Here is a 24396-nt window from a genome sequence, read left to right on the forward strand (position 1 = left end):
CCGGTTTTGCAGAGTTTCCCTAACGTCTGAAAATACTTTTTTAGAATCAGTTTTCGATGCCCACGCCCATCGAGAGCACGTGGAAGTGGTTGTTGTCCTTGTTGCGCAGCACGTCGTAGCCCGAATAGAACCGGATGAACGGGTTGAATTGGTAGGACAGCCCCAGACCCAGGTAGGGCTTCGTGGCGTACTGATTAACCTGTTCGACGGTGTTGTTCGCCAGGACCACGGTCCCGTTGGTCCGCGTGACAGCCAGACCGAAACGCACGTGCGTGGTCATGACCTGGAAGACCTCGTTGGACCAATCGATGGCCAGCGACACGGCCGAATTGCGCAGCTTCGTGCTGACAGGGTCTGTGGGTGCATAAGTACCCGGGCCCTCGGAAGCCTTGAAGTTGCCCAGGTAGAAATAGGAAACTTCTGCCGCGAGATTGGGAGTGAAGCGATAGCCGCCAAAGATCTTGCCGCCAGCACGAGGATGCTCGCAGACCACGGCGCCATCACACTCATAGCCGGATTCCAGGACCGCCAGGTTGGCAGCGCCGTACACCGTACCAGGCTTGAGCCACTGTGCCTGTGCGCCGGCAGCAGCCATCAGACCTGCCAGGGCAGTGGCGGTATAAACCACGCGTTTGGCAGAAAGAGCGATTCGAGAGGTTTGGAATTTCATGGTGTTGGAAGGCTGCCGGAACTCAGAACACGCTGGCACCATTGAACATGGGCCATCAAGCCGAGAAGTCTGCCACAGCGAAACCTACAATCACATCCTCGGACACCCGCATCTGTTGAGGGTTTACGCTCAATCATGGCCGTTTTCACTGAAGTCACCCACGATCAAGCCCAAGGGCTTTTGACCCGCCTGAACCTGGGCACGCTGCACTCGCTGCAGGGCGCTACCTCGGGCATCGAGAACACCAATTACTTTGTCTCCACAGGGCAAGGCGACTTCGTGCTCACTCTGTTCGAACGCCTCAGCTTCGAGCAACTGCCCTTCTACCTGCACCTCATGCGGCACCTGGCCGAGCGCGGCATTCCCGTGCCGGCCCCGCAACCTGATGCGCAAGGCGAGATCCTTCACCAGCTCAACGGCAAACCGGCCTCGGTGGTGACACGGTTGCCTGGACGCAACCAACTGGCCCCCGGTGTGGGGGATTGCGAACAGGTGGGCGCCATGCTGGCCCGCATGCACCTGGCCGGCCAGAGCTACCCCGGTCAGCAGCCCAACCTGCGCGGTCTGCCGTGGTGGACCGACACGGTGCCCGTGGTGCAGCCCTACATGGACTCAGACCAACAGGCCTTGATCGCCGATGAGCTGGCTTTCCAGCAGGCCCTGGCAAAGCGTCCCGCGTTTCAGGCCCTGCCGCAAGGCCCGATCCACGCCGATCTGTTCCGCGACAACGTGATGTTCGATGGCCCACGGCTCGCGGGCTTCTTCGACTTCTACTTCGCGGGCTGCGACACTTTCGTGTTCGACATCGCTGTGTGCCTGAACGATTGGTGCATCGACCTGGCCACCGGCACGCTGGATGAAGCCCGCGCCCAGGCCTTCGTCGCCGCCTACGACCACCAGCGTGCGCTGAGCCCCGACGAGATCGCCCTGCTGCCCGATGTGCTGCGGGGCGCCGCCCTGCGTTTCTGGACCTCCCGCCTCTGGGATTTCCACCTGCCCCGTGATGCCGCCATGCTGCAACCCCATGACCCGACCCATTTCGAACGCGTGCTGGTGCAGCGCCGTGAACGGCCCTGGCATTACCAGCGCAGCGAGGTAACAGGCGCATGAAGCTGCGTGTCGTGCCCGCCTCCCAGGGCTTCCAATGGGTCAAGAGCGGCATCGCCGTGTGCGCGCGCCAGCCATGGGGCTTCCTGAGCCTGCTGGGCCTGGTGGTCACCGCCACAGTGCTGCTGTCGGCCGTGCCGCTGATCGGGGCCGTGGTCGTCGTGGGCGCGATGCCCATGGTCTGGATGGCCTTCATGCTCGCCTCGCGCCGCGTGCTGTCCGATCGCCGCATCAGCCCGCTGCTGTTCGGTGAACTGCTCAAGGATGCCGAATCACGCAAGCGCTGGCTCAGGCTGGGCGGCTTGTATGCCCTGTCCCTGTTCGTGGTGGTGTCGCTGGGCCTGATGCTGGGCCCGGGCCCCTCGGCGCTCAGCGATGCGCTGGGCGACATCAAACCACCAGACAGCCCGCTGGACAACCCGGTGGTGCTCAACAGCATGCTGTGGTGGGTGGCCTTGGCCCTGCCGGTGTCGCTGGCGTTCTGGCACACCCCGGCCTTGGTGTTCTGGGGACGCGTGCCGGTGCGCAAGGCCTTGTTCTTCAGCGCGGTGGCCAGCTGGCGCAACCTGCTGGCCTTCGCCGTGTATGGCGCCTGCTGGGTGGCACTGCAGGTGGCTGTGGGCGCGGCCGTGCAGGTGCTCAGCCTGGTGATCCCCTCGCCCACCCTGATGACGGTGACGGCCGTGATGGCCAGCCTGTGGGTGCTGGCGGCCTTCTACGCCTCGCTGTATTTTTCGGTGGTGGATTGCTTCGAAGGCCGCGGCACGGCATCGGTCGACGACGAAGAGCCAGGCCCCCCGCTGCCGCCCGAAGCCAGGGACCAGGGCAGGGACCGACAGGACGACCTGCCGGAGTGACCGACCAGGGTCAGTCGGACAAGCGCGTCACGCCGTCCAGCTTGCAGGCATAGATGGCGTTGCGCAAGGCCGCAATGGCCTCGTAGCGCGTGAAGCTGCGACGCCAGGCCAGCACCACCCTGCGTGAGGGCACCGGCTCTTCGAAGGGCACATAGGCGAGATGCGGGTTGATGTCGGCCGGCACACTCAGGCGCGGCACCACGGTGACCCCCATGCCCGAGGCCACCATGTGCTTGATGGTCTCCAGTGACGATCCCTCGAAGCTCTTGCGGATGCCCTCGGCGTTGCTGGAGAACCGCGCATACTCGGGGCACACCTCGAGCACATGGTCACGGAAGCAGTGGCCAGTGCCCAGCAGCAGCATGGTCTCCTGCTTGAGCTCTTCGGCGCTGATGCGTTCACGCTGGGCCAGCGGGTGGCTGCGCGGCAGCGCCACCATGAAGGGCTCTTCGTACAGCGGCGCCATGGCCAGGCCGGCATCGGTGAAAGGCTCGGCCAGGATGGCGCAATCGAGCTCGCCAGCGCGCAGCATTTCCAGCAGGCGCGCAGTGAAATTCTCCTGCAGCATCAGCGGCATCTGCGGCACCTGGTCGATGGCATTGCGCACCAACTCCGGCAGCAGATAGGGACCGATGGTGTAGATCACACCCAGGCGCAAGGGGCCGGCCAACGGGTCCTTGCCGCGCTTGGCGATTTCCTTGATCGAATGGGCCTGCTCCAGCACGGCCTGCGCCTGGCGCACGATCTCCTCGCCCAGGGGCGTCACGGTGATCTCGCTGCTGCCCCGCTCGAAGAGCTTCACATCGAGCTCGTCTTCCAGCTTCTTGACGGCCACCGAGAGTGTGGGCTGCGAGACGAAGCACGCCTCGGCGGCGCGGCCGAAGTGCTTTTCACGCGCGACGGCCACGATGTATCGGAGTTCGGTCAAGGTCATGGCGTGATCTTACGACGCCGCCGGCGAGCGTGCTTCAGGCCTTGAGGTATTCGGCCTTGCCGCCCAGCCAGCGGCGCACGTGCTCTTGTGCGGCATGCGGGTGGCGCTCCAGCATCACCTGGGCGGCCTCGCCCGCCTGGTGCACCAAATCTTCGTCCTGCCCGAAATCAGCGAAGCGCAGCAAGGCGGCACCCGACTGGCGCGAGCCCATGAACTCGCCCGGGCCGCGGATGTCCAGATCACGGCGAGCGATCTCGAAACCGTCGGTGGTCTCGGCCATGGCCTTCAGGCGCGCCTTGCCCTGGTCGGACAGCGGTGCGCTGTACAGCAGCACGCACACGCTGGCCACCGAGCCACGCCCCACCCGGCCGCGCAACTGGTGCAACTGGCTCAGGCCGAAACGCTCGGCGTGCTCGATCACCATCAGGCTGGCGTTGGGCACGTCCACGCCCACCTCGATCACCGTGGTGGCCACCAGCACCTTCAGCTCGCCCGCCGAGAACCTGGCCATCACCTCGGCCTTCTCGGCCGCGGGCAGGCGGCCATGCAGCAGGCCCACGCCCTGGCCCGCCAGCGCACCGCTGAGCTCTTCGTGCGTCTGGGTGACATTGCTCAGGTCCAGTGGCGGGCGGCGCTGTGTCTCGCGGCCCGCGCGCGTGTCGGCGGCTTCATCGGATTCCTGTGTCTCGTCGATCAGGGGGCAGACCCAGTAGACCTGCCGGCCCCGCTCGGCCTCCTCGCGGATGCGCTCGATGACTTCTTCGCGGCGGTTGTCGCTGAAGACCTTGGTGACGATGGGCGTGCGGCCGGGCGGCAACTCGTCGATGGTGCTCACGTCCAGGTCGGCCAGGTAGGTCATGGCCAGGGTGCGCGGGATGGGCGTGGCGCTCATCATCAGGAGGTGGGGCTCCAGGGCCTGGTCTTCCAGCTTGCGGCGCAGTTGCAGGCGCTGCGCCACGCCGAAACGGTGCTGCTCGTCGATCAAGGCCAGCCCGAGGCGCGCAAATTCCACCTGATCCTGGATGACGGCGTGGGTACCCACCACCAGCTGGGCCTGACCACTGGCCACCAGGGCCAGTTGCTCGCGCTTGGCCTTGCTCTTGAGGCTGCCCGTCAGCCAGGCCACGGTGATGCCCAGGGGCTCCAGCCAGCTCACCAGCTTGCGCAGGTGCTGCTCGGCCAGGATCTCGGTGGGGGCCATCAGGGCGCACTGCCAGCCTGCATCAATGGCCACGGCGGCGGCGAGCGCGGCCACCACGGTCTTGCCCGAGCCCACGTCGCCCTGCAGCAGGCGGTGCATGGGCATGGGGCGGGCGATGTCGGCCGCGATCTCTTCGGTGACACGGCGCTGCGCCGTTGTCAGCTGGAAGGGCAGCACGGCCAGCAGGCGCTCGTGCAAGCCGCCCGGCTGGCCGACCAGGGCCGGCGCCTTCAAGTGCGCCCGCTCCATGCGGGCCTGCCGCTGCGATACCTGCTGGGCCACCAGCTCTTCGAACTTCAGGCGCATCCAGGCGGGGTGGCTGTGGTCTTCCAGCGTGAACGTGGACACCTCCGGGCTGGGGTGGTGCAGAAAGCGCAGCGATTCGCGCAGGCTGGGCCACCCAGGCGGCACGACCTCAGGAGGCAGCACCTCGAACAGCGGTGCGCGGGCCAGGCCGGCGGCCACGGCCTTGCGCAGGTAGGCCTGGGGCAGGCCGGCCGTGGTGGGGTAGACCGGCGTGAGCGATGCCGCCAGAGGGGTGTCCTCTTGCACCACCTTCACGGTGGGGTGCACCATTTCCCGGCCGAAGAAGCCATGGCGCGCCTCGCCCCGCACCCGCAGGCGCACGCCAGGCGCCCAGGCCTTCTGCTGCGAGGCGTAAAAGTTGATGAAGCGCAGCAAGAGCACCGCGCCATGGTCATCCAACTTGACGATGAGCTGGCGGCGCTGGCGCAGGTCCACCCGGCATTCGCGCACGATGCCCTCGACCTGGGCGGTGTCGCCATCGCGCAGGTCCATCACCCGGGTCAGGCGGGTCTCGTCCTCGTAGCGCAGCGGCAGGTGCAGGGCCAGGTCGATGTCGCGCTCCAGGCCCAGCTTGAGCATGGCCTTGGCAGGGATGGACAGCGTGGAAGGGCTCTTGTCGGGCACGCGGGCGGGAACGAAATCAGGGCGATGCGGGCATTGTGCCCCGCCGCGCCCGAGGCTTTCCGCGATGCGGTGACTGCCCACCCCTCAGGGCGTGCCCAATGAGCGACAATACGCGTTTCGCGCCAGTGCGCCTCCTGCGCCCTGTGCATTGCTCTTCAGCCGTTTTCTCGGCATTGGCACGGGGCCCGTCCGCCCCTCAATCCGCATGACCTCTCCTGCCCCGCGCACCTTCACCCTCGGCGATTTCGATTTCCACCTGCCCGAGGAGTTGATCGCCCAGGCTCCCGCCACCGAGCGCACCGCCTCCCGCCTGCTCGATGGCCTGGGGCCCACCCCCACCGACCGCATCTTCAAGGATCTGCCCTCGCTGCTGCGCGCCGGGGATCTGCTCGTCTTCAACAACACCCGTGTCATCAAGGCCCGCCTGTTCGGCGCCAAGGCCACCGGTGGCGCGGTCGAGGCGCTGGTGGAGCGCGTGCTGCCTGGCCACGAAGTACTGGCCCACCTGCGCGCCAGCAAGTCGCCCAAGCCCGGTGCCACCGTGCGCTTCGCCGATGCTTTCGATGCCGAGGTGCTGGGGCGCGGCGGCCCTGATGACGGCCTGTTCCACCTGCGCTTTCCTTCTGATCCCCTGCCACTGCTGGACGCGCACGGGCATGTGCCCCTGCCGCCCTACATCACGCATGAAGACACGGCCGAGGACGAGCGACGCTACCAGACCGTGTTCGCCCGCAAGCCCGGTGCCGTGGCGGCCCCCACCGCCGCCCTGCACTTCGACGAGGCCTTGCTGCAGGCGCTGGCCGAGCGCGGCATCCAGCGCGCCGAGGTGACCTTGCACGTGGGCGCCGGCACCTTCCAGCCCGTGCGCACCGACAACCTGGCCGAGCACAAGATGCACAGCGAGTGGTTCGAGGTGCCCGAGGCCACCGCCCAGGCCATCGAGCGCACCCGCGCTGCCGGCGGGCGCATCGTCTCGGTCGGCACGACCACGCTGCGCGCACTGGAATCAGCCGCGCTCAACGCCTCGCCTGGCCACATCCTGCGGGCCGGCAGCCGCGACACCGACATCTTCATCACCCCTGGGTTCGACCTCAAGGTGGTGGATGTGCTGATCACCAACTTCCACCTGCCCAAGAGCACCTTGCTGATGCTGGTCAGCGCGCTGGCCGGCTACGAGCACATCCAGGCGCTTTACCGCCATGCCATCGAGCAGCGCTACCGCTTCTTCAGCTATGGCGATGCCATGCTGATCCAGCGCACCGCACGCTGAGCGCCCTGCCCCACGCAGCACCTGACGACTCCCGAGAGAAACACCCGCCATGCTCACATTCGACCTGCTCAAGACCGAAGGCCACGCCCGCCGCGGCCGCCTCACGCTGAACCACGGCGTGGTCGAGACCCCCATCTTCATGCCCGTGGGCACGTACGGCACCGTCAAGGGCGTGATGCCGCGGTCGCTGGAAGAAATGGGCGCGCAGATCATCCTGGGCAACACCTTCCACTTGTGGATGCGCCCGGGGCTGGACGTGATGCAGCAGTTCGGCGGCCTGCACAAGTTCGAGGCCTGGAACAAGCCGATCCTGACGGACTCGGGCGGCTTCCAGGTGTGGTCGCTGGGTGACATGCGCAAGATCAGCGAGGAAGGCGTGCGCTTCGCCTCGCCCGTCAATGGCGACAAGCTGTTCCTCACACCCGAGATCAGCATGCAGATCCAGACCATTCTGAACTCGGACATCGTCATGCAGTTCGACGAATGCACACCCTACTGGAAGGGCGACAAGTCGCTCGGCCACATCACCACCGAAAAGGAAGCGCGCCAGTCGATGGAGCTCAGCCTGCGCTGGGCCAGGCGCTGCATCACCGAGTTCACCAAGCTGCAGAACCCGAACGCGCTGTTCGGCATCGTGCAGGGCGGCATGTTCGAGCACCTGCGTGAAGAGTCATTGGCCGGCCTGGTCGAGCTGGACCTGCCCGGCTACGCCATCGGCGGCGTGAGCGTGGGCGAGCCCAAGGACGAGATGATGCGCGTGATGGACTTCATCAGCCCCAAGCTGCCGGCCCACAAGCCGCGCTACCTGATGGGCGTGGGCACGCCCGAAGACCTGGTGGCTGGCGTGGCCGCAGGCGTGGACATGTTCGACTGCGTGATGCCCACCCGCAATGCGCGCAACGGCCACTTGTTCACCCGCTTCGGTGACCTGCGCCTGCGCAACGCCCGCAACAAGACGGACGAGCGCCCCATCGACGAGACCTGCAGCTGCTACACCTGTTCCCACTTCAGCCGTGCCTACCTGCACCACCTGGACCGCTGCGGCGAGATGCTGGGCCCGATGCTGACCACCGTGCACAACCTGCACTACTACCTGAACCTGATGACCGAGGTGCGCCAGTCGCTGGACGAAGGCCGCTTCGGCGAGTTCCGCCAGCAGTTCGCCGCAGACCGCGCACGCGGGGTGTGAGGCCCGGGCCTGGCGTCAAAGCCGGCCCAACCCCTGCATGGTCACCAGAAATCCCAGTTGCCCAGCAGCACCACCCAGATGCCCAGCACGCCATTGGTGACGGCGTGCGCCACGATGGGCGCCCACAGCTTGCCCGTGCGGCGGTACAGCCAGGCGTAGGCCAGGCCCGCCAGGATGGCGGCGAACCACAGCGTGTGCACCAGCATGAACACGCCCGTGGACAGCACGATGGCCTTGAGCGTGACCGTCTTCGGATCGACCGTCTCGAACTCGGGCTTGTCGATCCAGCGCATCAGGAACGAGCGCCAGAACAACTCTTCCATCACCGGCACCAGCAAGGCGGCGCCGATCCAGCGCACCACGATCAGCGGCCACATCAAATCGCCGTTGCCATCGACCGGCTTGAAGTTCACCTTGTCATCGGTGCTCATCATCAGCCAGGGGTGGTCCAGGTTGATCCACAGGGCGAACACCACCACGCCCACCACGATCGACAGGGCCAGCTCCGACAGCGTCAGCCCCGTGCCCTTGTGCAGCTCGGCGTACTGACGCCAGAAGAAGGCCAGCGAGGCGCCCACCACCAGCACGGTGATGCCGTAGACCCAGCGCGGATCAATGGGTGAGCTGCCGTCCGTGGGCAAAGCGCCACGCAGCATCAGCAGGGCCATGAACAGGAAGAAGGGCAGGCAGCGGGCCAGCGTGGCCGGGGTCATGAAGCGTTCCATGAGCGGCTTTCTACCATGCGGCCGGCGACGGCCATGTGCGGGGTGCCCCCCAGCTTCAGGGATCAGGCCGGCGTCAAGCGGAACGCTGCCCTGCCCCGGACAGCCAGACCAGCAGCATCACCGTGGTGTGCAGCCCCACCACCGTCGCCAAGGTGGCAGCCGCCCCCAGGCCCACCGCATCCAGCCCCCAGACCAGGGCCGACGACGCCAGGATGAAGCCGGCATTGAGGATGTTGTTGGCCGCCACCACCCTCGCCCGGTGCGTGGGCGCGGCCCGGCCCTGCATCTGGGCGTACAGCGGCACGCTGAACCAGCCCAGGCTGCAGGCCATGGCGACCAGATCGATCATCAATCGGGCATGGCCGGTATCGGCCAGAAAGGCGAGAACGCTCAGGCGATGGGGACCGGCGCCCCGAGAAGCGATCTGATCCAGGCTCCAGGCCAGATCGGCACCGAACACCGCCATGCCGATGGCGCCCAGCGCCACCAGCGCCCCAGGCGTGCGCAAGAGGCGCGCCAGGCGCTCGCAACTCAGCGCCCCCAGGCCGATGCCCACCGAGGTGAGCACCAGCAGCAGCGAGGCCACCGAGGGGTCGGCCTGCAGCACCCCATGGGTCACCACCGGGAACAGCGTCAGGCAGGTGGCCCCGAAGAACCACATCCACGAGATGCCCAGCACCGGCATCCACGGCCCGGGGCCTGAGCCGTGCGGGGCCAGCGAGCGCCACAACCCCGTCTCATTCACTGCGGCCATGGACGCCTGTGCCACCGGCGTCGGCGGTACCTGAAGCGACAAGGCCCAACCCGCCAGCGCCAGGACCAACAGCCCGGCCGGCAGCCAGGGCAGCGCATCGCCGGACGACATCAGCGCACCGCCGGCCAAGGTGCCCAGCAGGATGGCCATGAACAGCCCCATCTCCAGCAGCCCGTTGCCGCCCAGCAGCTCTTGCGGGCCCAGGTGCTGCGGCACATAGGCGTACTTCAAGGTGGAGAACCAGGTCACGTGCATGCCCGACAGCACCAGGCAGCCCAGCAGGCCCCAGGCATGCCCGGCCAGCCATGCGCCCGCGGCCAGCACCATCATCAGCACCTCCAGCGCCTTGCCCCAGCGGATCAGCCGGTCCAGGGGCAGGCGATCGGCCAGACGCCCGACCATGGCCGACATCAGCAGCGACGGGATGATGAACAAGGCGCCGGTGAGTGGTCCCACCACACCGGCCGTGAGCCAGGCGGGTTGTGCGGTGCTGCCCGCCTGGTAGACCAGCAGCAGCGTGACCGCGAACTTCAGCAGGTTGTCGTTGACCGACCCGAGAAACACCGCCCAGAAAAAAGGCGCGTAGCGGCGCTCACCCAGCAGATGGAACTGGTGCGGCGCCTGCTCATTCACTGGAGGCGCCTTCGCGCTTGGGAGTGGCCAGGCACGCTCATGGCGCCGGCTCGGCCAGCAGCTTGCGCACTTCGTCCTGCAAACGTTCAGGCGTCACATCCGACGCGGCGATGGGCGCTCCCACCACCAGGCCGACATGGTTGAGGATGCCGCGCCGGAAAGGACGCGACATGGCCGCACCGTCGATGCGTGAGAAGTACGAGCCCCACAGGTTGTGCAGCGCCGATGGGATCACCGGCACCTGATCGTGGCCTTCGATGATCTTCATGATGCCGCCCTTGAAGGGTTGCAGCTGGCCATCCCTGGTGATGGCGCCTTCCGGGAACAGGCACAGCAGATCACCGTTGGCCAGCACCTCGCGCGCCCGCACGAAGGCCTGCTCGTAGGCCTCGGGGTCTTCCTTCTGCGGCGCGATGGGAATGGCCTTGCACAGCCGGAAGAACCAGCCCAGGGCCGGGTTCTTGAAGATGCGGTGGTCCATCAGGAACACCATGGGCCGCGGGCTGATGACTCCCAGGATCACGGCATCGACGAAGCTGACGTGGTTGCACACCAAGATGGCAGCGCCATCGGTGGGCAGGTGCTCATCGCCACGCACGCGCAGGCGGTACACGAAACGCGTCACCACCAGCATCACCAGGCGGATGATGTACTCGGGCATCAGCCAGAACACATAACCCACCACGACCACGTTGAGCAAGGCCGTGGCACCGAACACCTGCGGGATCGTGAAACCCGCGCCCAGCATGGCACCCGCGGCCAGGGCACTCACGATCATGAACAGCGCGTTGAGGATGTTGTTGGCTGCGATGATGCGGGCACGGTGGCTGGGCCGGGCACGCAACTGGATCAGCGCGTACATGGGCACGCTGTACAGTCCGGCACTGAAGGCCAGCAGGGCCAGATCGGCCATCACGCGCCAGTGCGCCGGCTGATGGATGAACTCGGACACGGTGTACAGCGTTGCCACGCCAGCATGCGACAGCCCGCGGCTGGCGAAGTACAGATCCAGCGCGAACACGCTCATGCCCACGGCGCCGATGGGCACCAGGCCGATCTCCACGCTGCGGTGCGACAAGGTCTCGCACAGCAGCGACCCGATCGCGATGCCGATGGAGAACACCACCAACAGCAGCGAGGCCACATGCGCATCGCCCCCCAGCACATCGCGCGCGAAGGATGGGAACTGCGACAGGAACACCGCGCCGAAGAACCACATCCACGAGATGCCCAGCAGCGAACGGAACACGCTGGGGTACTCGCTGGCCAGCTTGAGGTTGCGCCAGGTTTCAGTGACGGGGTTCCAGTTCAGGCGCAGGCCGGGCTCGGACGAGGGCGAATCAGGGATGCGCAGCGACACCAGCCAGCCCAGCACCGCCACGCTCACGCAGGCCAGGGCCGCCCACTTGGCGCCGGGTGCACCCAGGCCCATGATCAGGCCCCCACCCACGTTGCCCAGCAGGATGGACACGAAGGTGCCCATCTCGACCATGCCGTTGCCCCCGGTCAGCTCGCGCGGGCTGAGGTGCTGCGGCAGGTAGGCGTACTTGACGGGGCCGAAGAAGGTGGAGTGCAGACCCATCAGGGCCACACAGCACAGCAACGTGACCACGTTCTGCGTCAGGAAGCCCCAGGCGGCCAGCCCCATGATGGCCACCTCCAGCAGCTTGATGGACCGCATGATGCGGGCCTTGTCGTACTTGTCGGCCCATTGGCCCGCCGTGGCCGAGAACAGCAGAAACGGCAGGATGAACAGCGCTCCGATCACCAGGCCGGCCATCTTGGGCTCCAGCCACGACACGTGCAACTGGTAGGTCACCAGCACCGTGAAGGCGAACTTGAACAGGTTGTCGTTGCCCGCGCCCAGGAACTGGGTCCAGAAGAAGGGGCCGAAGCGCCGCTGGCCCAGCAGGGCGAACTGGTTGCCGGGCGGCGGGTTGGCTGCGGCATCAGGGGCCGGATAAGGCGTGCTTGCTGCTTCACTCACGGAATGGTTCCTCTCCTGTGGGCCATGGACCTGCATTGAACACCAAAACCCCGCCCTTCCCTTCATCGAATCACCAAGGTTTCTCCACCCAGTGCCGATCGTTGCAACCACGCGAACACCGAGTCGACGGTGACGGTGCGGATACGCCCCGTGAAACGGAGCTCGGGCGGGTGGTCGTCGAAGCTGACATTGGCCCGGGTCATGCGCCCGCCCAGCCGCTTCAACGCCGACAGGTGGATCTCGGCGGGCTGATAGCCGGCTTGCTGCAACCAGCGCTGCGCCCCACCCCGGTCGACCACGCTCGCATCCATGCTGGCAGCCAGCACTTCGATGGTCCACAGGTTGCTCTGCTGGTAACGCTGGGCCCACGGGTAGGCCAGCATGCTGTATCGCCGGGTGTGAAGGGGCACGGTGAGCACCGCTCCCTTCAGCCGCGGCAGCAGGCGCGCCTGCACCTCGGGCCGAGGCACCACCATGGCGGCCACGTACTCGTGCGGCGCATCCAGGAAGAAATCGCCCAGGCCCTCTCGGTAGATGGCTGAGCGGTCGGTGCCGCACTGGTTGAGCTTGTGCAGCACGCGCCAGGTGCCGCCGTCCTTGTAGGCCCAGCCCATGTGCGAGTAGCGGATGCGGTACTGGCCCAGGTCCTGCCCCGCCCTGGCCAGGGCCACCACGGTGGCGCCCGTGGCATCGAGGGCCTGCAGGGTGCGCTCGGCCAGGCCCAGGCCCAGCGTGATGGACGCGACCGTGGGCGGGGTGGTCTCACAGGGGCGCCCGGCCCAGGCGGGCATCCCAAGGGCGGAGGCCAGCAAGCCCGCGGCCAACGAGCGGCGCAGCCATGTCGAATGGATCATGATGCGCCGCCTTCAGTCGATCACGCGTTCATGGTGCAGCAGCGCCTTGCCCAGGGTGTTGGGCACGAAGGCCAGCACCTGGCCGGCGGCCGAGAGCACCACCCCTGCGCCCACCGCGCTGACGGTCACCACCGTGCCTGCAGCCACGGATGCCGCGCCAGCCGCCTTGCCTAGCACCTTGATCACCACGCGGGCGCCGTCACTGGCGCGTTGCAGCACCCACACCGTGCCTTCGGCCAAGGTTTCCACCGCCACCACGGTGAGCACCACGCCGGCCGACAGCACCATGGAAGGCGCAACCACGGACACGGCCACCGGCACGGCCGAGAGCGCACTCGCTTCAGACGGCGCATCGGCCTGGGCCCGGATCGGCGCCAGTGCCACGGCCAAGGCCAGACAGAACGCACCACTGGCACGCTGCAGGCCCCAAAAGCCGCGATTCATCACTCGCTCGCTCATGGGTTTCTCCTTCATTGTTGGGCCGACAAACGCTCTGGCACCGGCATGCGCTCGGCACGGCGGACATCGTGGGCGTCGCGCAGCATCTTGGCGAGCGTGAAGGCCGACGAGATCAGGAACAGCCAGCACACCATCAGGTAGGCCTTGTAGGCCGGCGCCACCGACATCTGCCACAGGCCCCACCCCGTCAGGGCCACGGCCATGCCGAAGCCGCTCCACACCACCAGCGACCACATCGGCGTTTCATCCAGGCGCGCCGCCTTGTCGCGCACGAACTTGGACAGCACGAATACCGCCGACAGGCAGAACACATAGCCCATCACCATGAACGCCTGCTCCAGCGGCGTGACCGGCAGCCAGGCCAGGCCTGTGCCGCACAGGCAGGCGGCGATGGAGAAAGAGATCCACACCTGGGCTTTCCAGGCGGAGGTGTCACGGAGAACTGGGCTGGGCGTCATGTGGTGCCTCGGCTGTTGAACATGGGCGCATTGTGTGAAGACGCCCCATCAGGGTCAACGAGACAATACGAAGTTGATCAACTTGCGCTTTGAAGTATCATTTTTCGATACTTCAAGGCACCTCCATGGGCACCAGCCTGGACCTCGTCACCGCACTCAAGGCCGAGCTGAAGCACAGCGGCCTCACCTACGCCGACCTGGCCACACGGCTGGGCATGGCCGAATCGAGCATCAAGCGCATCTTTGCCAAGGGCGACATGCCCCTGTCACGCATCGACGAGATCTGCCGCGTACTCAAGCTGGATTTCGCAGAGCTGGCGCGCCGCGTGGCCGATGCGCAGCCGTTGCGGCGTGAGCTCACCCTCGCGCAGGAAAAGGCCGTGGTGGCCGACCGAAAGTTGCTGCTGATGGCCATCTGCTGCCTGAGCCAATGGACCTTCGAGCAGATCGTGGCCACCTACGAGATCAGCGAACCCGAATGCATCCGCTACTTCACCCGGCTGGACAAACTGGGCATCATCGAGCTGCGGCCCCTGAACCGCTACCGCCTCAATGTCAGCAAGACCTTCCGCTGGCGGCCTCATGGTCCGGTGATGCAGTTCTTCCGCGAGCAGGTGGTTGACGAGTACTTTGCCGGGGGCTTCGACGGGGAAGACGAACTGCTGCTGTTGGTGCACGGCTCGCTGGGGCCCGGCCTCAGCAAGGCCTTTGCCGAACGGCTGCAGCGCGTGGCGGAAGATTTCTCGCTGCAGCACCTGTCGGACCAGCGCCTGCCGATGAAGCAGCGCAAGCCCTATACCCTGGTGGTGGGGCTGCGATCCTGGTGGTTCCAGGCCTTCGTGGACTTGTGGCGCGAGTGGGACGGGCCGGACGGCCATGCAGGGGCCCGCGCCAAAGACAGCCTCAAGGCTTCTTGAGCCGGCCCAGCACCTCGTCGGTGTCCTCGCCCAACAAGGGGCCGCGCCGCGTGATGCCGCCCGGTGTGCGCGACAGCTTGGGGATGATGCCAGGCACCTCCACCGTGAGGCCATCGTGCGTGGTCACGGGCAGCACCATCTCGCGGGCGCGGTAGTGCGGGTCTTCGGCGATGTCCTTGGCCGAGTAGATGCGGCCCACCGGCACGCTGACGGCGTTGAGCGTGTCCACCACCTCGGCCACGGGGCGCGCCGAGGTCCATGCCCCGATGGCCTCGTCGATCTCGGCCACACGGGCCACCCGCCCCGGGTTGGCGGCCAGGTCTGGGTCTTGCGCCATGTCGGCGCGGCCGATGGCCTGCATCAGGCGCTTGAAGATCGAATCCCCATTGCCACCGATCACCACCATGCCATCGGCACAGGGGTAGGCGTTGCTGGGCGCGATGCCTGGCAAGGCCGATCCGGCTGGCTGACGCACGGCACCGAAGGCACTGAACTCGGGCAACAGGCTTTCCATGCAGTTGAAGACGGCCTCGTACAGGGCCACATCCACCACCTGGCCGCGCCCCCGCGGCGCATCAGGGGTGATGCTGGCGTGCCGGGCCTGCAAGGCCATCAGGATGCCGATCACCCCATGCAGGCCCGCCAGCGTGTCGCCCAGGCTGACACCGGCGCGCACGGGCGTGCGGCCCGGTTCGGCGTTGAGGTAGCGCATGCCGCCCATGGCCTCGGCCACGACGGCAAAGCCAGGGCGCTCACGGTAGGGACCTGTCTGTCCGTAGCCGCTGATGCGCAGCATGATCAGGCCGGGGTTGGTGCGGCTGAGCTCGTCATAGCCCAGGCCCCACTTTTCCATGGTGCCGGGCTTGAAGTTCTCGATCAGCGCATCGGCTTCGTCGATGAGCTGGCGCACGGTGTCTCGGCCTTCAGGTGAGCGCAGATCCAGCACCACGCTTTTCTTGTTGCGGCTCTGAACCTGCCACCACACGCTCAGGCCGTTGTGCAGCATGCGCCATTGGCGCAGCGGGTCGCCACCGCCCTGCCCGGCTTCATCGGCCGGAGGTTCGATCTTGATGACCTCGGCCCCGAAATCGGCCAGGGTCTTGCCGGCGAAGGGGCCGGCGATCAGTTGGCCGAGTTCGAGAACTTTGAGGCCGGCCAGAGGGCCGCCGGCCGGCGTGACAGCAGTGTTCGACATGGCAATCAGCAGACAGAGCGTGGACGGGTGGCATTGTCGCGCCATCCGCCACGGTGCTCCGCCCGCCGACAGCGGACAGGCGTCAGAACTCGATCTGCCCGGAAATGGCCAAGGAGCGAGGCGCGCCCGTCGAGTTCGCCGTCAGCCAGTAGCTCTTGTTCGTGACGTTGTTGATGTTGAGCCGCAGCGTCAGCGGCAGGTTGATCAGCTTGGTCTTGTAGCGCGCGCCGATGTCCGCCGTGGTGAAGTCAGGGATCCCGTCGGTGTTGAGCGGATCGACCGACTGCTTGCCGGTGTAGTAGAGGCCGCCCGTGAGGGTCAGGCCGGCCACCGCGGGCAAATCGTATTCGGCATACACCTTGGCAAATTTCTCGGCCACGTTGGCCGGAGTCTTGCCTTCCAGTGCAGGCGTCTGCCGGTTGCGGGTGACTTCGGCGTTCATGATGGTCACACCACCAACGACCGTCAGGCCAGGCAGCACGCGGCCGGTGCTGGTCAACTCCACGCCTGTGTGCACCTGGCGGCCATCCTGCACGAAGGTGTAGGGGCCTGTGTTGCCCGCTCGTTCGTAGTATTGCAGGCCCTTGTCGATCTGGAAGACCGCTGCCGTGAGCAGCGCCCCACCGACGGTGGCTTTCACGCCCAGTTCGATCTGCTGGCTTTCAAGCGGCGGCTTGATCTCGTCCGGGTTGGTGACGGGTTGGCCGCTGTAGGTTTTTGCTGCCGTGCCGCCCTTTTCCATGCTCTCGATGTAGCTGCCATACACCGTCACGTTGGGCACCGGCTTGAACAGCAGGGAAGCGCTCGGCGTGACCCGTGTTTCGTCATAGACCGAGGTGGTCGCACCGAACGCCTTGTCATAGATGGTCGACTGGGTCAGGCCCAGCAATGCGCTCCATCGGTCACCGAACTCGATGTCGTTGCCCACCACGAGGTTGCTGTTGTGCGTGCGGGCCGCCACATACTTGGCACCTGCGACGGGCAAGGGACGCGTCGTCAGGTAGATGGGCGACGACAGATTGAATGCTCCGGAGATGGCGGTGCCCCAACCTCCGGTTCCGGATGAACTGCGGTAGTTGGTCCGCTCGTCGATGTCACCGAAGAATCCTGCGGTGACCTTGTGACGCACGCTGCCCGTGTTGAAGCGCACATCGGCCAGCGCGTACATCGCCTGGTTCGTGATGTCCGGGTACTCCCAGTTGCTGATCTGGACGGTGTAGGCGCCGCGTGAAGAAGAGAATGTGTTGTTGACCGCGCCCAGGGCTGAGTCGCTCTTGCGGCGTGCCACGCCGGCACGGATGCCGAGCACCTCGCTCACGTCCCACTGCAGGCGCGCTGCGGCATGCGCCTGGTTGGTCTCTGTGTAAGTGAAAGGCTGTCCCCAGTAGCTGCCGACATCAGGCGCACCGGGATACTTCACGGCGCTGCTGGCCACCGACCAGTAGGGGTTCGTGCCGTCCATGCGGTAATGGCTGTACGAGGCATCGAACTGCACCTTCAGGCGCTGGCTGATGTTCCAGTCCACGGCGCCAGACACCAGTTGACGGCTGATGGACTGGTGATCGGTGGCGGTGCCCCCATCCTGGGCCACCACATTGAGTCGCGCAGCCACGCGGCCTTGCTCGTCGATGGGCACATTGAAATCGCCGTGCACATAGGCACTGCTGCCTTCCGCGATGCCCACCGTGACACGATTGAAGCGGTCAGCCGACGGACGCTTGAGGACATAGTTGAGGGTTCCGCCCACATTGCCAGGCCCGTACAGAAAGCCCGACAGGCCCGTCAGCACCTCGACACGCTCCTTGTCCTCCATGTCGACACTGATCATGTTGGCATTGGGCTGGCCATCGATGCGCTTGTTCGAGCCGACGCTGAAGCCGCGCATCGTCACTCCCGAAAAGAAACGCGATTGCGGGTTGTTCAACTGGATCACCGGATTGATCTTGATGACATCGTCCGGCTTGGTCGCCTGCACGTTCTCAATCAGTTCGCGCGAAATGACGTTGATGGAAAACGGCGTGTCCTGTAGTGACTTGGCGCCCAGCGCCCCCACTTGCGATGCCGTGCTGCTGCGGTATCCCCGCCCGGCATCACCCTCCGGCTTTTCCCGGCTGGCAAGCACACGCACCTCCGGAAGGCTTTCGCTGCTGCCACCAGCCGACGCTGCCAGCGCCGCGGCCTCCTGCGCCCAGGAAGGCAAGGCCGCCGCACACGCCAGAACAGCCATGGCAACGGGGTTGAGGCGAGAGAGAAATGAAGACTGCTGCATGACTTGACCCAATCAAAAATGCACAAATATGGGGATAAAGGACACAACGGGCGCGAAAAAAGCGGCTGAGGCCGCTTTGGGGGAGTGGGTGGAGAGCGGCTGCAGCAACCGCTCTCCGGAAACCGTCAGGGCTTGGCGGGCTCCGGATCCGTCACGAAACCGATCTTGGTCAGCCCGGCCTTGGAGGCGTCGGCCAGCGTCTCGGCCACCGCCTTGTAGGCCGTGGCCTGGTCGGCGCGCAGGTGGATCTCGGGTTGCTGAGGCAGCTTGCCCTGCTCCATCAGGCGCATGGCCAACTCGTCGCGGGTGAGCGCTTCCTGGTTCCAGTAGCGCACGCCGTCGGCGTCGATCGACAGGTCGATCTTCTCCGACTTGGCCGAGATCACCTGGGCACTTGCCTTGGGCAGGTCCAGCTTGATCGAGTGGCTCAGCAACGGTGCCGCCACGATGAAGATCACCAGCAGCACCAGCATCACGTCGATGAGCGGCACCATGTTGATCTCGGCCAGCGGCGCGCCGCTGCCCTTGTTGTCAAAGCTTGCGAAAGCCATGGGTCACCTCGGCGAGGCTCAGGCCGAAGCCTGGGGGTTGATGGGGCGCACCGACGCGGCGCTGCGCGGCGCTTCGGTCGTGGTGGTCTTGAGGGTCTGGCCGGTGCTCAGGAAGGTGAACAGCTCGAACGCGAAGGCGTCCAGGCGGGCCGACCACACGCGGTTGCTGCGCGTGAGCCAGTTGTAGGCCATCACGGCCGGGATGGCGACCGCCAGGCCCAGGCCGGTCATGATCAGCGCCTCGCCCACCGGGCCGGCCACCTTGTCCAGCGTGCCGGCGCCCGTGGCACCGATGGCCAGCAAGGCATGATAGACGCCCCACACCGTGCCGAACAGGCCGACGAAGGGGGCGGTGGCACCGATGGTGGCCAGCACGGTCAGGCCGCTTTCCAGGCGCATGGTTTCTTCGTCCAGCACCTTCTTGATGGTGCGGGTCAGGAAGTCCTGGCCAGAGCCTGCTTCTTCCAGCTTGGCGGCGCCATAGCGTGCGTGGTGGGTCTGTGCGTGCATGGCATGCGAGGTCAGGTGCGCGAAGGGCTCCTGTACGCCATGGGTGGCGATCTCATGCTGCACGGCCTCGAGCGAGGTGGCGTTCCAGAAGAAGTCGAGGAAGCTCTTGCTGCGGCGCTGGCGCAGGACCAGGGCCACGCCCTTGATCACGATCAGGGCCCAGGAGATCAGGGACATGATCACCAGGATCGCGAACAGCGTCTGGCCGACGGCGTCGCTCTGTGCGATGAAGTGGCCGAAGCCGGGCGTGGGCGCTGAAGGCACGGTGGTATGCGCCACGGCCAATGCGGCGGCGTCAGGGGTGGATGTCACGGTGTCAGTCATGGTGATCGATCAATCTTGGAGGTCGAAAGTGAGGGAGGCGGGAGCCCATACCGCGCGCGGCACACCTCCCTCCATGTACGGTTTCATGCGGGCCAGCTTCATGGCGGCCACGGCGGCCTTGTCCAGCCGGTCATAGCCCGAGGATTGGGTGACCTGGACCTCGACGGGGCGGCCACTCTCGTCGACCAGCACCTTCAAGCGCACGACACCGGATTCCCCCAGGCGGCGAGAAGCCTCCGGGAACTTCGGTGCAGGCTGGATCAGGTAAGCCACAGCCGAGGCGGCCAGTTGCTTGGGCTGGGGCGGCGTGGCCGGCGCAGGCGCAGCGGCGACCGGAGCGGGCGGCGCCTCCACCGGCGCAGGCGGCGGCGCCTCCACGATCGGCTGCTTGACCGGCTCAGGCTCGGCCTGGATCTGGTTCTCGCTGGGTGCGTGGCTGCTGAGCATCCGCGGCTTGGGCTTGACCGGCTCGGGGGGCTGGATCTGCTTGGGCTTGGGCGGCTCCGGCTCAGGCTTGGGTGGCGCCGGGGGGGCCTGCATCGGGGCGATCAGGTCGACCGTGATCGGTGATGACTCGGCCTGCATCTCGACCGTGGGCGTGCTGAACAGGATCAGCGCGCCCACCGCCACGTGGGCAGCCACGGCGGCGCCGCCCAGGGCCCAGCGCTGCGACACCGTCAGATCGGTGGGACTGGCTGTCAGGAAAGTCGCCTTCGGAAGGTCTGAAGGCCAGGGGGCTGTCGCTTGCATAGCCTTCTAGTGTAGCCCTTTGGTAACTGAGAATCAATCCTATTATCGCGGACAAGGCCTTTGGTGCCCGGCGTCTTGATGCCAGTCAAGGTAGCATCACGGGTTATCTGACCGGTGCCAGCGTTCGTCTGCAGGCGCCTAGAAGAACGGATCCACCATGAGCAGTCACAACCTTCGCGCCATCGACCCGACCACCGCGCCGGCCGATGCCACCGCCACCCCCCCCCTGCAAGTGGGGGGCGATGAAGGCGTGCCTGTCTCGGTGAAGATCCGCGAGCGCCTCAAGCAGGCCCAGCGGCGCTTCCATGCCAACGACAACATCGCCGAGTTCATCGAGCCCGGCGAACTGGAAAAGCTGCTTGACGAGGTGCAGGGCAAGATGAGCGATGTGCTGTCCAGCCTGGTGATCGACACCGACAGCGACCACAACACGCAGGACACTGCCCGGCGCGTGGCCAAGATGTACCTGAACGAGATCTTCAAGGGCCGCTACCACGCCGCCCCGCCGGTCACCGAGTTCCCTAATGCCGAGCGCCTCAACGAGCTGATGATCGTCGGGCCCATCACCGTGCGCAGCGCCTGCTCGCACCACCTGTGCCCCATCATTGGCCGCGTGTGGGTGGGCGTGATGCCCAACGAGCACTCCAACCTGATCGGCCTGTCCAAGTACGCCCGCCTGATCGACTGGATCATGAGCCGCCCGCAGATCCAGGAGGAAGCCGTCACCCAGGTGGCCGAGCTGCTGCAGTCGCGCATGCAGCCCGATGGCCTGGCCGTGGTGATGGAAGCCGATCACTTCTGCATGCACTGGCGCGGGGTCAAGGACATGGACTCCAAGATGATCAACAGCGTCATGCGCGGCTCCTTCCTGAAGGACGCCAACCTGCGCCGCGAGTTCCTGGCCCTGGTCAACCACAAGAAGGGGTAAGCCATGCTCGTTCGACTGCTGTACGCCAGCCGCGCCGCCGAGCCGCTGGTGCCCGACACGATCGAGGCCATCCTGGCTTCTTCGCGCCGGCGCAACCCGGCACTGGGCGTCACCGGCCTGCTCTGCCACAGCGGCGACACCTTCATGCAGGTGATCGAAGGCGGCCGGGAGGCCGTCAACCAGCTCTACACCCGCATCTGCCAGGACCTGCGCCACAGCGATGTGATCCTGCTGCACTACGAAGAGATCGCCGAGCGGCGCTTTGCCGGCTGGACCATGGGCCAGGTCAACCTGCAACGCGTGAACCCGTCCATCCTGCTGAAGTACTCCGAAAAGCCCGTGCTCGATCCCTACGCGGCATCCGGCCAGGCCGCGATGGCCCTGCTGCAGGAGCTGATCGCCACCGCCAGCATCGTCACCCGTGGCGCCTGAGGGCGCGGCGGGCCAACCGGCCCCGGCCTGGCTGCTCGGCGTCGACTTCAGTTGCGCGCCTTCCGCCCGCAAGCCCATCGTGGCCGCCTGGGGCCGCCGCCATGGCGCGGTGGTCAAGCTGGAGGCGCTGGAATCCATCACCACCCTGCACGGCTTCGAGGCCTTGCTGTCGCTTGAGCATCCTCGGTCTGCCCAAGGCTGGGTGGGCGGCTTCGATTTCCCGTTCGGCCTGCCGCGCGTCTTCGTGGATGCGCTAAGCGCGGATGCCGGCCTGCCGCTGCCGGACACCCGCGCCTTGATCGGCCATGTGCGAGCACGCTGCCCCGATCGGCAGGCCTTCCAGCTTCTGGTGGATGCCTGGGGCCAGGGTTGGGGCCTGGGCACGCGGCCGGCCACCCTGCCACACCGTCGCTGCGACACGGCCATGGCGGGCGTGTCCAGCACCAGCCCGCTGCAGACACGCTACGTGCCCGTGGGCAAGATGTACTTCGAAGGGCTGTGGCGGCTGGTGCAGGCAGGCATCGAACTGCCTGGCTTGCTGGCCGATGAAGGCCCAAAAGGAGCTGAGCCGCCCCCGATGCGCGCCGCCTTCGAGGCCTATCCCGGCCTGCTGGCCCACGAGATCCTGGGCCGCCAGAGCTACAAGAGCGACGCCCGCGAGCAGATCGACGCCGCACGCCGCCTGGTACAGCGCCTGAGCCTGATCGATGCGCTGGAGCAAGGCCGCACACGGCTGGGCCTGCGCCTGAAGCTGACACCCGGCCAGCGCGACCACCTGGCCAGCGATCCCCAGGGCGACCGCGTCGACGCCGTACTGTGCCTGCTGCAGGCTGGCTGGGCCGATGCCCGCCGCGCAGAAGGCGATGCACGCGCCGGCCAGCCACTGGACATGGACCCGGTCGAAGGGTGGATACTCTCGGCATGAACAAGCCTGCCGCCACCCGAGAAGCCACCTACCAGGGCCTGCCCGCCATCGAACTGACCCTGCCCAACGGCTCCGCCGCCGTGATCCTGCACCATGGCGCGCACGTGGTGTCGTGGCAAGCCGGCGCCTGGGGCGAACAGCTTTACCTGTCGCCCACGGCGGTGGCCGCTGAAGGCAAGGCCGTGCGTGGCGGCATCCCCGTGATCTTTCCGCAGTTCGAACAGCGCGGCCCTGACTACAGCCTGCCCCGCCATGGCCTGGCACGCACGCGTGCTTGGACACTGGACACCCACCGCGCCGGCCCCGACCACGCGCTGGCCAGCTTCACGCTGAGCGACACCCCTGAAACCCGCGCCCTGTGGCCGCACGCCTTCCAGCTGGAGTTCACAGTCAGCCTGGGCCCGAACCGCTTGGATCTGGAGCTCCATGTCACCAACCCGGGCGATACGGCCTGGCCCTTCTCCGCCGCCTTGCACACTTACCTGGCGGCCAGCGACATCGGCCAGGTGCGCCTGCAGGGCCTGGAGGGCTGCCGCTTCCTCGATGCCGTGACCCAGGGCGAGTACATCGAGGATCATCCCGAAAAGCGCTTCGCCGGCGAGATCGACCGGATCTACGAACTGGTGCCTCGCTCGCTGCTGCTGCGTGATGGTCCGCGGCGCCTCACCATCGAATCAGAGACTTTCGAAGACGCCGTGCTATGGAATCCGGGGCCCGAGAAATGCATCGCCCTGAGCGACATGCCCGACGACGACTGGCGCCAGATGCTGTGCGTGGAAGCCGCCCAGGTGCTGAACCCGCCCACGCTGCAGCCCGGTGACAGCTGGACTGCGCGCCAGAGCCTGGTGCTGCCAGACTGAAGCAACTGGGGGCGCTCAGGCCTTGGCGGCCGGCTCCTTGAGCAGCTGCTGCACATCGGCCACCCAGGCATCCACGCCGATGCCATAGCGCACGAACAGCCGCACCTTGCCCTGCGGGTCGAACACATAGGAGCCGGCGGTATGGTCCATCGTGTAGCTCTTGCCGTCCTTGCTGGGCACCTTCTGGAAGAAGACCTTGAAGTCGCGTGCGGCCTGGGTCACCTCTTCCACCGAGCCGCGCAGCCCGATGAAGCTCGGGTCCAGCGCCTTGACGTACTCGCCCAGCACCTGGGCGGTGTCGCGCTCAGGGTCGACCGTCACGAACACGCCCTGCACCCGCTGGCCATCGGCCCCCAGACGGCGGCGCACCTCGGCCAGTTCGGCCATGGTGGTGGGGCAGACATCCGGGCACTGCGTGAAACCGAAGAACACCACCACCACCTTGCCCTTGAACTCCGCCAGGCTGCGGCGCTTGCCTTCGGGATCGGTCAATGACAAGGCCTTGGCGTATTCGGCCCCGGTGATGTCCACGCCGTTGAACTTGGGCGCCTCGGGCGTCAGCGGGTTCAGGCCCTTGCCGTCGCAGCCGCTCAGGCCCAGGCCCACGCCCAGGCCCAGCAGGGGCAGGCCCATCAGCGCGGCCGCAGCCGTCTTCAGGCCCTGGCGGCGGTCATTGGACAAAGGATCATCGCGAAGCTGTGGCATGG

General features: G+C 66.5%; 24 protein-coding genes. 9 read left to right on the forward strand and 15 right to left on the reverse strand.

Annotated features, from left to right (window positions below):
- Positions 1–46 precede the first annotated feature (46 nt).
- Positions 47–670, reverse strand: coding sequence for an outer membrane beta-barrel protein (locus EIP75_RS15320; RefSeq protein WP_158622865.1), 624 nt, complete (start codon positions 668–670; stop codon positions 47–49).
- A 135-nt stretch (positions 671–805) separates the two neighbouring features.
- Between EIP75_RS15320 and EIP75_RS15325 the strand changes: the two genes are divergently transcribed.
- Both EIP75_RS15325 and EIP75_RS15330 read left to right on the forward strand, forming a co-directional pair.
- A complete protein-coding gene (locus tag EIP75_RS15325; RefSeq protein WP_125244155.1) occupies positions 806–1780 on the forward strand; it encodes a homoserine kinase in 975 nt (324 codons plus the stop codon).
- A complete protein-coding gene (locus EIP75_RS15330) occupies positions 1777–2634 on the forward strand; it encodes a BPSS1780 family membrane protein (protein ID WP_125244156.1) in 858 nt (285 codons plus the stop codon). The genes EIP75_RS15325 and EIP75_RS15330 overlap by 4 nt, the downstream gene beginning before the upstream one ends.
- Positions 2635–2644: 10 nt before the next feature.
- On the opposite strand, the gene EIP75_RS15335 is transcribed toward EIP75_RS15330, so the two are convergent.
- Both EIP75_RS15335 and recG read right to left on the reverse strand, forming a co-directional pair.
- The gene (locus EIP75_RS15335) at positions 2645–3568 is read right to left on the reverse strand and encodes a hydrogen peroxide-inducible genes activator (protein ID WP_125244157.1); all 924 of its coding nucleotides are present in this window, start codon (positions 3566–3568) and stop codon (positions 2645–2647) included.
- Between the two features lie 34 nt (positions 3569–3602).
- On the reverse strand, positions 3603–5654 hold the full coding sequence (gene recG / locus EIP75_RS15340) for an ATP-dependent DNA helicase RecG (protein ID WP_233584904.1): 2052 nt from the start codon (positions 5652–5654) through the stop codon (positions 3603–3605).
- Between the two features lie 250 nt (positions 5655–5904).
- Between recG and queA the strand changes: the two genes are divergently transcribed.
- On the forward strand, positions 5905–6969 hold the full coding sequence (gene queA / locus EIP75_RS15345; RefSeq protein WP_125244159.1) for a tRNA preQ1(34) S-adenosylmethionine ribosyltransferase-isomerase QueA: 1065 nt from the start codon (positions 5905–5907) through the stop codon (positions 6967–6969).
- A 49-nt stretch (positions 6970–7018) separates the two neighbouring features.
- Positions 7019–8158, forward strand: a complete 1140-nt coding sequence (gene tgt / locus EIP75_RS15350) for a tRNA guanosine(34) transglycosylase Tgt (RefSeq protein WP_125244160.1) — start codon at positions 7019–7021, stop codon at positions 8156–8158.
- 41 nt (positions 8159–8199) lie between these two features.
- On the opposite strand, the gene EIP75_RS15355 is transcribed toward tgt, so the two are convergent.
- The 6 genes from EIP75_RS15355 to EIP75_RS15380 form a co-directional block, all read right to left on the reverse strand.
- Complete coding sequence (locus tag EIP75_RS15355) at positions 8200–8883, reverse strand: CAAX prenyl protease-related protein (protein ID WP_199758606.1); 684 nt, start codon at positions 8881–8883, stop codon at positions 8200–8202.
- 73 nt (positions 8884–8956) lie between these two features.
- Entirely contained in the window at positions 8957–10270 is a 1314-nt protein-coding gene (locus tag EIP75_RS15360; protein WP_158622866.1) for an MFS transporter, read from the reverse strand.
- Between the two features lie 37 nt (positions 10271–10307).
- Positions 10308–12293 (reverse strand): MFS transporter, encoded by a 1986-nt coding sequence (locus EIP75_RS15365; protein WP_125244162.1) that lies wholly within the window; start codon positions 12291–12293, stop codon positions 10308–10310.
- A gap of 26 nt (positions 12294–12319) precedes the next feature.
- Positions 12320–13111 (reverse strand): DUF2145 domain-containing protein, encoded by a 792-nt coding sequence (locus EIP75_RS15370; RefSeq protein WP_233584894.1) that lies wholly within the window; start codon positions 13109–13111, stop codon positions 12320–12322.
- 12 nt (positions 13112–13123) lie between these two features.
- The gene (locus EIP75_RS15375; RefSeq protein ID WP_233584895.1) at positions 13124–13570 is read right to left on the reverse strand and encodes a hypothetical protein; all 447 of its coding nucleotides are present in this window, start codon (positions 13568–13570) and stop codon (positions 13124–13126) included.
- Positions 13571–13581: 11 nt separating this feature from the next.
- Complete coding sequence (locus EIP75_RS15380; RefSeq protein WP_125244163.1) at positions 13582–14028, reverse strand: YiaA/YiaB family inner membrane protein; 447 nt, start codon at positions 14026–14028, stop codon at positions 13582–13584.
- Positions 14029–14153: 125 nt separating this feature from the next.
- On the opposite strand from EIP75_RS15380, the gene EIP75_RS15385 reads away from it, so the two are divergent.
- On the forward strand, positions 14154–14945 hold the full coding sequence (locus EIP75_RS15385) for a helix-turn-helix domain-containing protein (RefSeq protein ID WP_125244164.1): 792 nt from the start codon (positions 14154–14156) through the stop codon (positions 14943–14945).
- Here the strand turns inward: EIP75_RS15385 and EIP75_RS15390 are convergent.
- The 5 genes from EIP75_RS15390 to EIP75_RS15410 all read right to left on the reverse strand — a co-directional run bounded on the left by EIP75_RS15390 (position 14932) and on the right by EIP75_RS15410 (position 20544).
- Positions 14932–16140 carry a CaiB/BaiF CoA transferase family protein gene (locus EIP75_RS15390; RefSeq protein WP_125244165.1) on the reverse strand — a complete coding sequence of 403 codons (1209 nt, stop codon included), beginning with the start codon at positions 16138–16140 and terminating at the stop codon, positions 14932–14934. The genes EIP75_RS15385 and EIP75_RS15390 overlap by 14 nt on opposite strands.
- Before the next feature lie 82 nt (positions 16141–16222).
- On the reverse strand, positions 16223–18409 hold the full coding sequence (locus EIP75_RS15395) for a TonB-dependent receptor (protein ID WP_125244166.1): 2187 nt from the start codon (positions 18407–18409) through the stop codon (positions 16223–16225).
- A 125-nt stretch (positions 18410–18534) separates the two neighbouring features.
- A complete protein-coding gene (locus EIP75_RS15400; protein ID WP_125244167.1) occupies positions 18535–18960 on the reverse strand; it encodes an ExbD/TolR family protein in 426 nt (141 codons plus the stop codon).
- An 18-nt stretch (positions 18961–18978) separates the two neighbouring features.
- A complete protein-coding gene (locus EIP75_RS15405; protein ID WP_125244168.1) occupies positions 18979–19794 on the reverse strand; it encodes a MotA/TolQ/ExbB proton channel family protein in 816 nt (271 codons plus the stop codon).
- A 9-nt stretch (positions 19795–19803) separates the two neighbouring features.
- The gene (locus EIP75_RS15410; protein ID WP_125244169.1) at positions 19804–20544 is read right to left on the reverse strand and encodes an energy transducer TonB; all 741 of its coding nucleotides are present in this window, start codon (positions 20542–20544) and stop codon (positions 19804–19806) included.
- Positions 20545–20701: 157 nt separating this feature from the next.
- Here EIP75_RS15410 and folE point away from each other — a divergent pair, with 157 nt between their 5' ends.
- The 4 genes from folE to EIP75_RS15430 are packed head-to-tail and all read left to right on the forward strand — an operon-like array spanning position 20702 to position 23689.
- Positions 20702–21472 carry a GTP cyclohydrolase I gene (gene folE, locus EIP75_RS15415; protein WP_125244170.1) on the forward strand — a complete coding sequence of 257 codons (771 nt, stop codon included), beginning with the start codon at positions 20702–20704 and terminating at the stop codon, positions 21470–21472.
- Positions 21473–21475: 3 nt separating this feature from the next.
- Complete coding sequence (locus EIP75_RS15420; RefSeq protein ID WP_125244171.1) at positions 21476–21904, forward strand: BLUF domain-containing protein; 429 nt, start codon at positions 21476–21478, stop codon at positions 21902–21904.
- Positions 21894–22829, forward strand: coding sequence for a DUF429 domain-containing protein (locus tag EIP75_RS15425; RefSeq protein ID WP_125244172.1), 936 nt, complete (start codon positions 21894–21896; stop codon positions 22827–22829). Before EIP75_RS15420 ends, EIP75_RS15425 begins: the two co-directional genes overlap by 11 nt.
- The gene (locus EIP75_RS15430) at positions 22826–23689 is read left to right on the forward strand and encodes a D-hexose-6-phosphate mutarotase (protein WP_125244173.1); all 864 of its coding nucleotides are present in this window, start codon (positions 22826–22828) and stop codon (positions 23687–23689) included. The genes EIP75_RS15425 and EIP75_RS15430 overlap by 4 nt, the downstream gene beginning before the upstream one ends.
- 15 nt (positions 23690–23704) lie before the next feature.
- On the opposite strand, the gene EIP75_RS15435 is transcribed toward EIP75_RS15430, so the two are convergent.
- Positions 23705–24394: an SCO family protein gene (locus EIP75_RS15435; RefSeq protein WP_233584896.1), complete on the reverse strand. Its 690-nt coding sequence runs from the start codon at positions 24392–24394 to the stop codon at positions 23705–23707.
- Positions 24395–24396 lie beyond the last annotated feature (2 nt).

Source organism: Aquabacterium soli, assembly GCF_003933735.1.
Taxonomy (GTDB): domain Bacteria; phylum Pseudomonadota; class Gammaproteobacteria; order Burkholderiales; family Burkholderiaceae_C; genus Aquabacterium; species Aquabacterium soli.

Excerpts from the sequence above, each read along its gene's own strand:
- EIP75_RS15320 (WP_158622865.1), bottom strand. The coding sequence starts at position 670 with ATGAAATTCCAAACCTCTCGAATCGCTCTTTCTGCCAAACGCGTGGTT.
- EIP75_RS15325 (WP_125244155.1), top strand. The coding sequence starts at position 806 with ATGGCCGTTTTCACTGAAGTCACCCACGATCAAGCCCAAGGGCTTTTG.
- EIP75_RS15330 (WP_125244156.1), top strand. The coding sequence starts at position 1,777 with ATGAAGCTGCGTGTCGTGCCCGCCTCCCAGGGCTTCCAATGGGTCAAG.
- EIP75_RS15335 (WP_125244157.1), bottom strand. The coding sequence starts at position 3,568 with ATGACCTTGACCGAACTCCGATACATCGTGGCCGTCGCGCGTGAAAAG.
- recG (WP_233584904.1), bottom strand. The coding sequence starts at position 5,654 with ATGCTCAAGCTGGGCCTGGAGCGCGACATCGACCTGGCCCTGCACCTG.
- queA (WP_125244159.1), top strand. The coding sequence starts at position 5,905 with ATGACCTCTCCTGCCCCGCGCACCTTCACCCTCGGCGATTTCGATTTC.
- tgt (WP_125244160.1), top strand. The coding sequence starts at position 7,019 with ATGCTCACATTCGACCTGCTCAAGACCGAAGGCCACGCCCGCCGCGGC.
- EIP75_RS15355 (WP_199758606.1), bottom strand. The coding sequence starts at position 8,883 with ATGGAACGCTTCATGACCCCGGCCACGCTGGCCCGCTGCCTGCCCTTC.
- EIP75_RS15365 (WP_125244162.1), bottom strand. The coding sequence starts at position 12,293 with ATGCAGGTCCATGGCCCACAGGAGAGGAACCATTCCGTGAGTGAAGCA.
- EIP75_RS15370 (WP_233584894.1), bottom strand. The coding sequence starts at position 13,111 with ATGATCCATTCGACATGGCTGCGCCGCTCGTTGGCCGCGGGCTTGCTG.
- EIP75_RS15375 (WP_233584895.1), bottom strand. The coding sequence starts at position 13,570 with ATGAGCGAGCGAGTGATGAATCGCGGCTTTTGGGGCCTGCAGCGTGCC.
- EIP75_RS15380 (WP_125244163.1), bottom strand. The coding sequence starts at position 14,028 with ATGACGCCCAGCCCAGTTCTCCGTGACACCTCCGCCTGGAAAGCCCAG.
- EIP75_RS15385 (WP_125244164.1), top strand. The coding sequence starts at position 14,154 with ATGGGCACCAGCCTGGACCTCGTCACCGCACTCAAGGCCGAGCTGAAG.
- EIP75_RS15390 (WP_125244165.1), bottom strand. The coding sequence starts at position 16,140 with ATGTCGAACACTGCTGTCACGCCGGCCGGCGGCCCTCTGGCCGGCCTC.
- EIP75_RS15395 (WP_125244166.1), bottom strand. The coding sequence starts at position 18,409 with ATGCAGCAGTCTTCATTTCTCTCTCGCCTCAACCCCGTTGCCATGGCT.
- EIP75_RS15400 (WP_125244167.1), bottom strand. The coding sequence starts at position 18,960 with ATGGCTTTCGCAAGCTTTGACAACAAGGGCAGCGGCGCGCCGCTGGCC.
- EIP75_RS15405 (WP_125244168.1), bottom strand. The coding sequence starts at position 19,794 with ATGACTGACACCGTGACATCCACCCCTGACGCCGCCGCATTGGCCGTG.
- EIP75_RS15410 (WP_125244169.1), bottom strand. The coding sequence starts at position 20,544 with ATGCAAGCGACAGCCCCCTGGCCTTCAGACCTTCCGAAGGCGACTTTC.
- folE (WP_125244170.1), top strand. The coding sequence starts at position 20,702 with ATGAGCAGTCACAACCTTCGCGCCATCGACCCGACCACCGCGCCGGCC.
- EIP75_RS15420 (WP_125244171.1), top strand. The coding sequence starts at position 21,476 with ATGCTCGTTCGACTGCTGTACGCCAGCCGCGCCGCCGAGCCGCTGGTG.
- EIP75_RS15430 (WP_125244173.1), top strand. The coding sequence starts at position 22,826 with ATGAACAAGCCTGCCGCCACCCGAGAAGCCACCTACCAGGGCCTGCCC.
- EIP75_RS15435 (WP_233584896.1), bottom strand. The coding sequence starts at position 24,394 with ATGCCACAGCTTCGCGATGATCCTTTGTCCAATGACCGCCGCCAGGGC.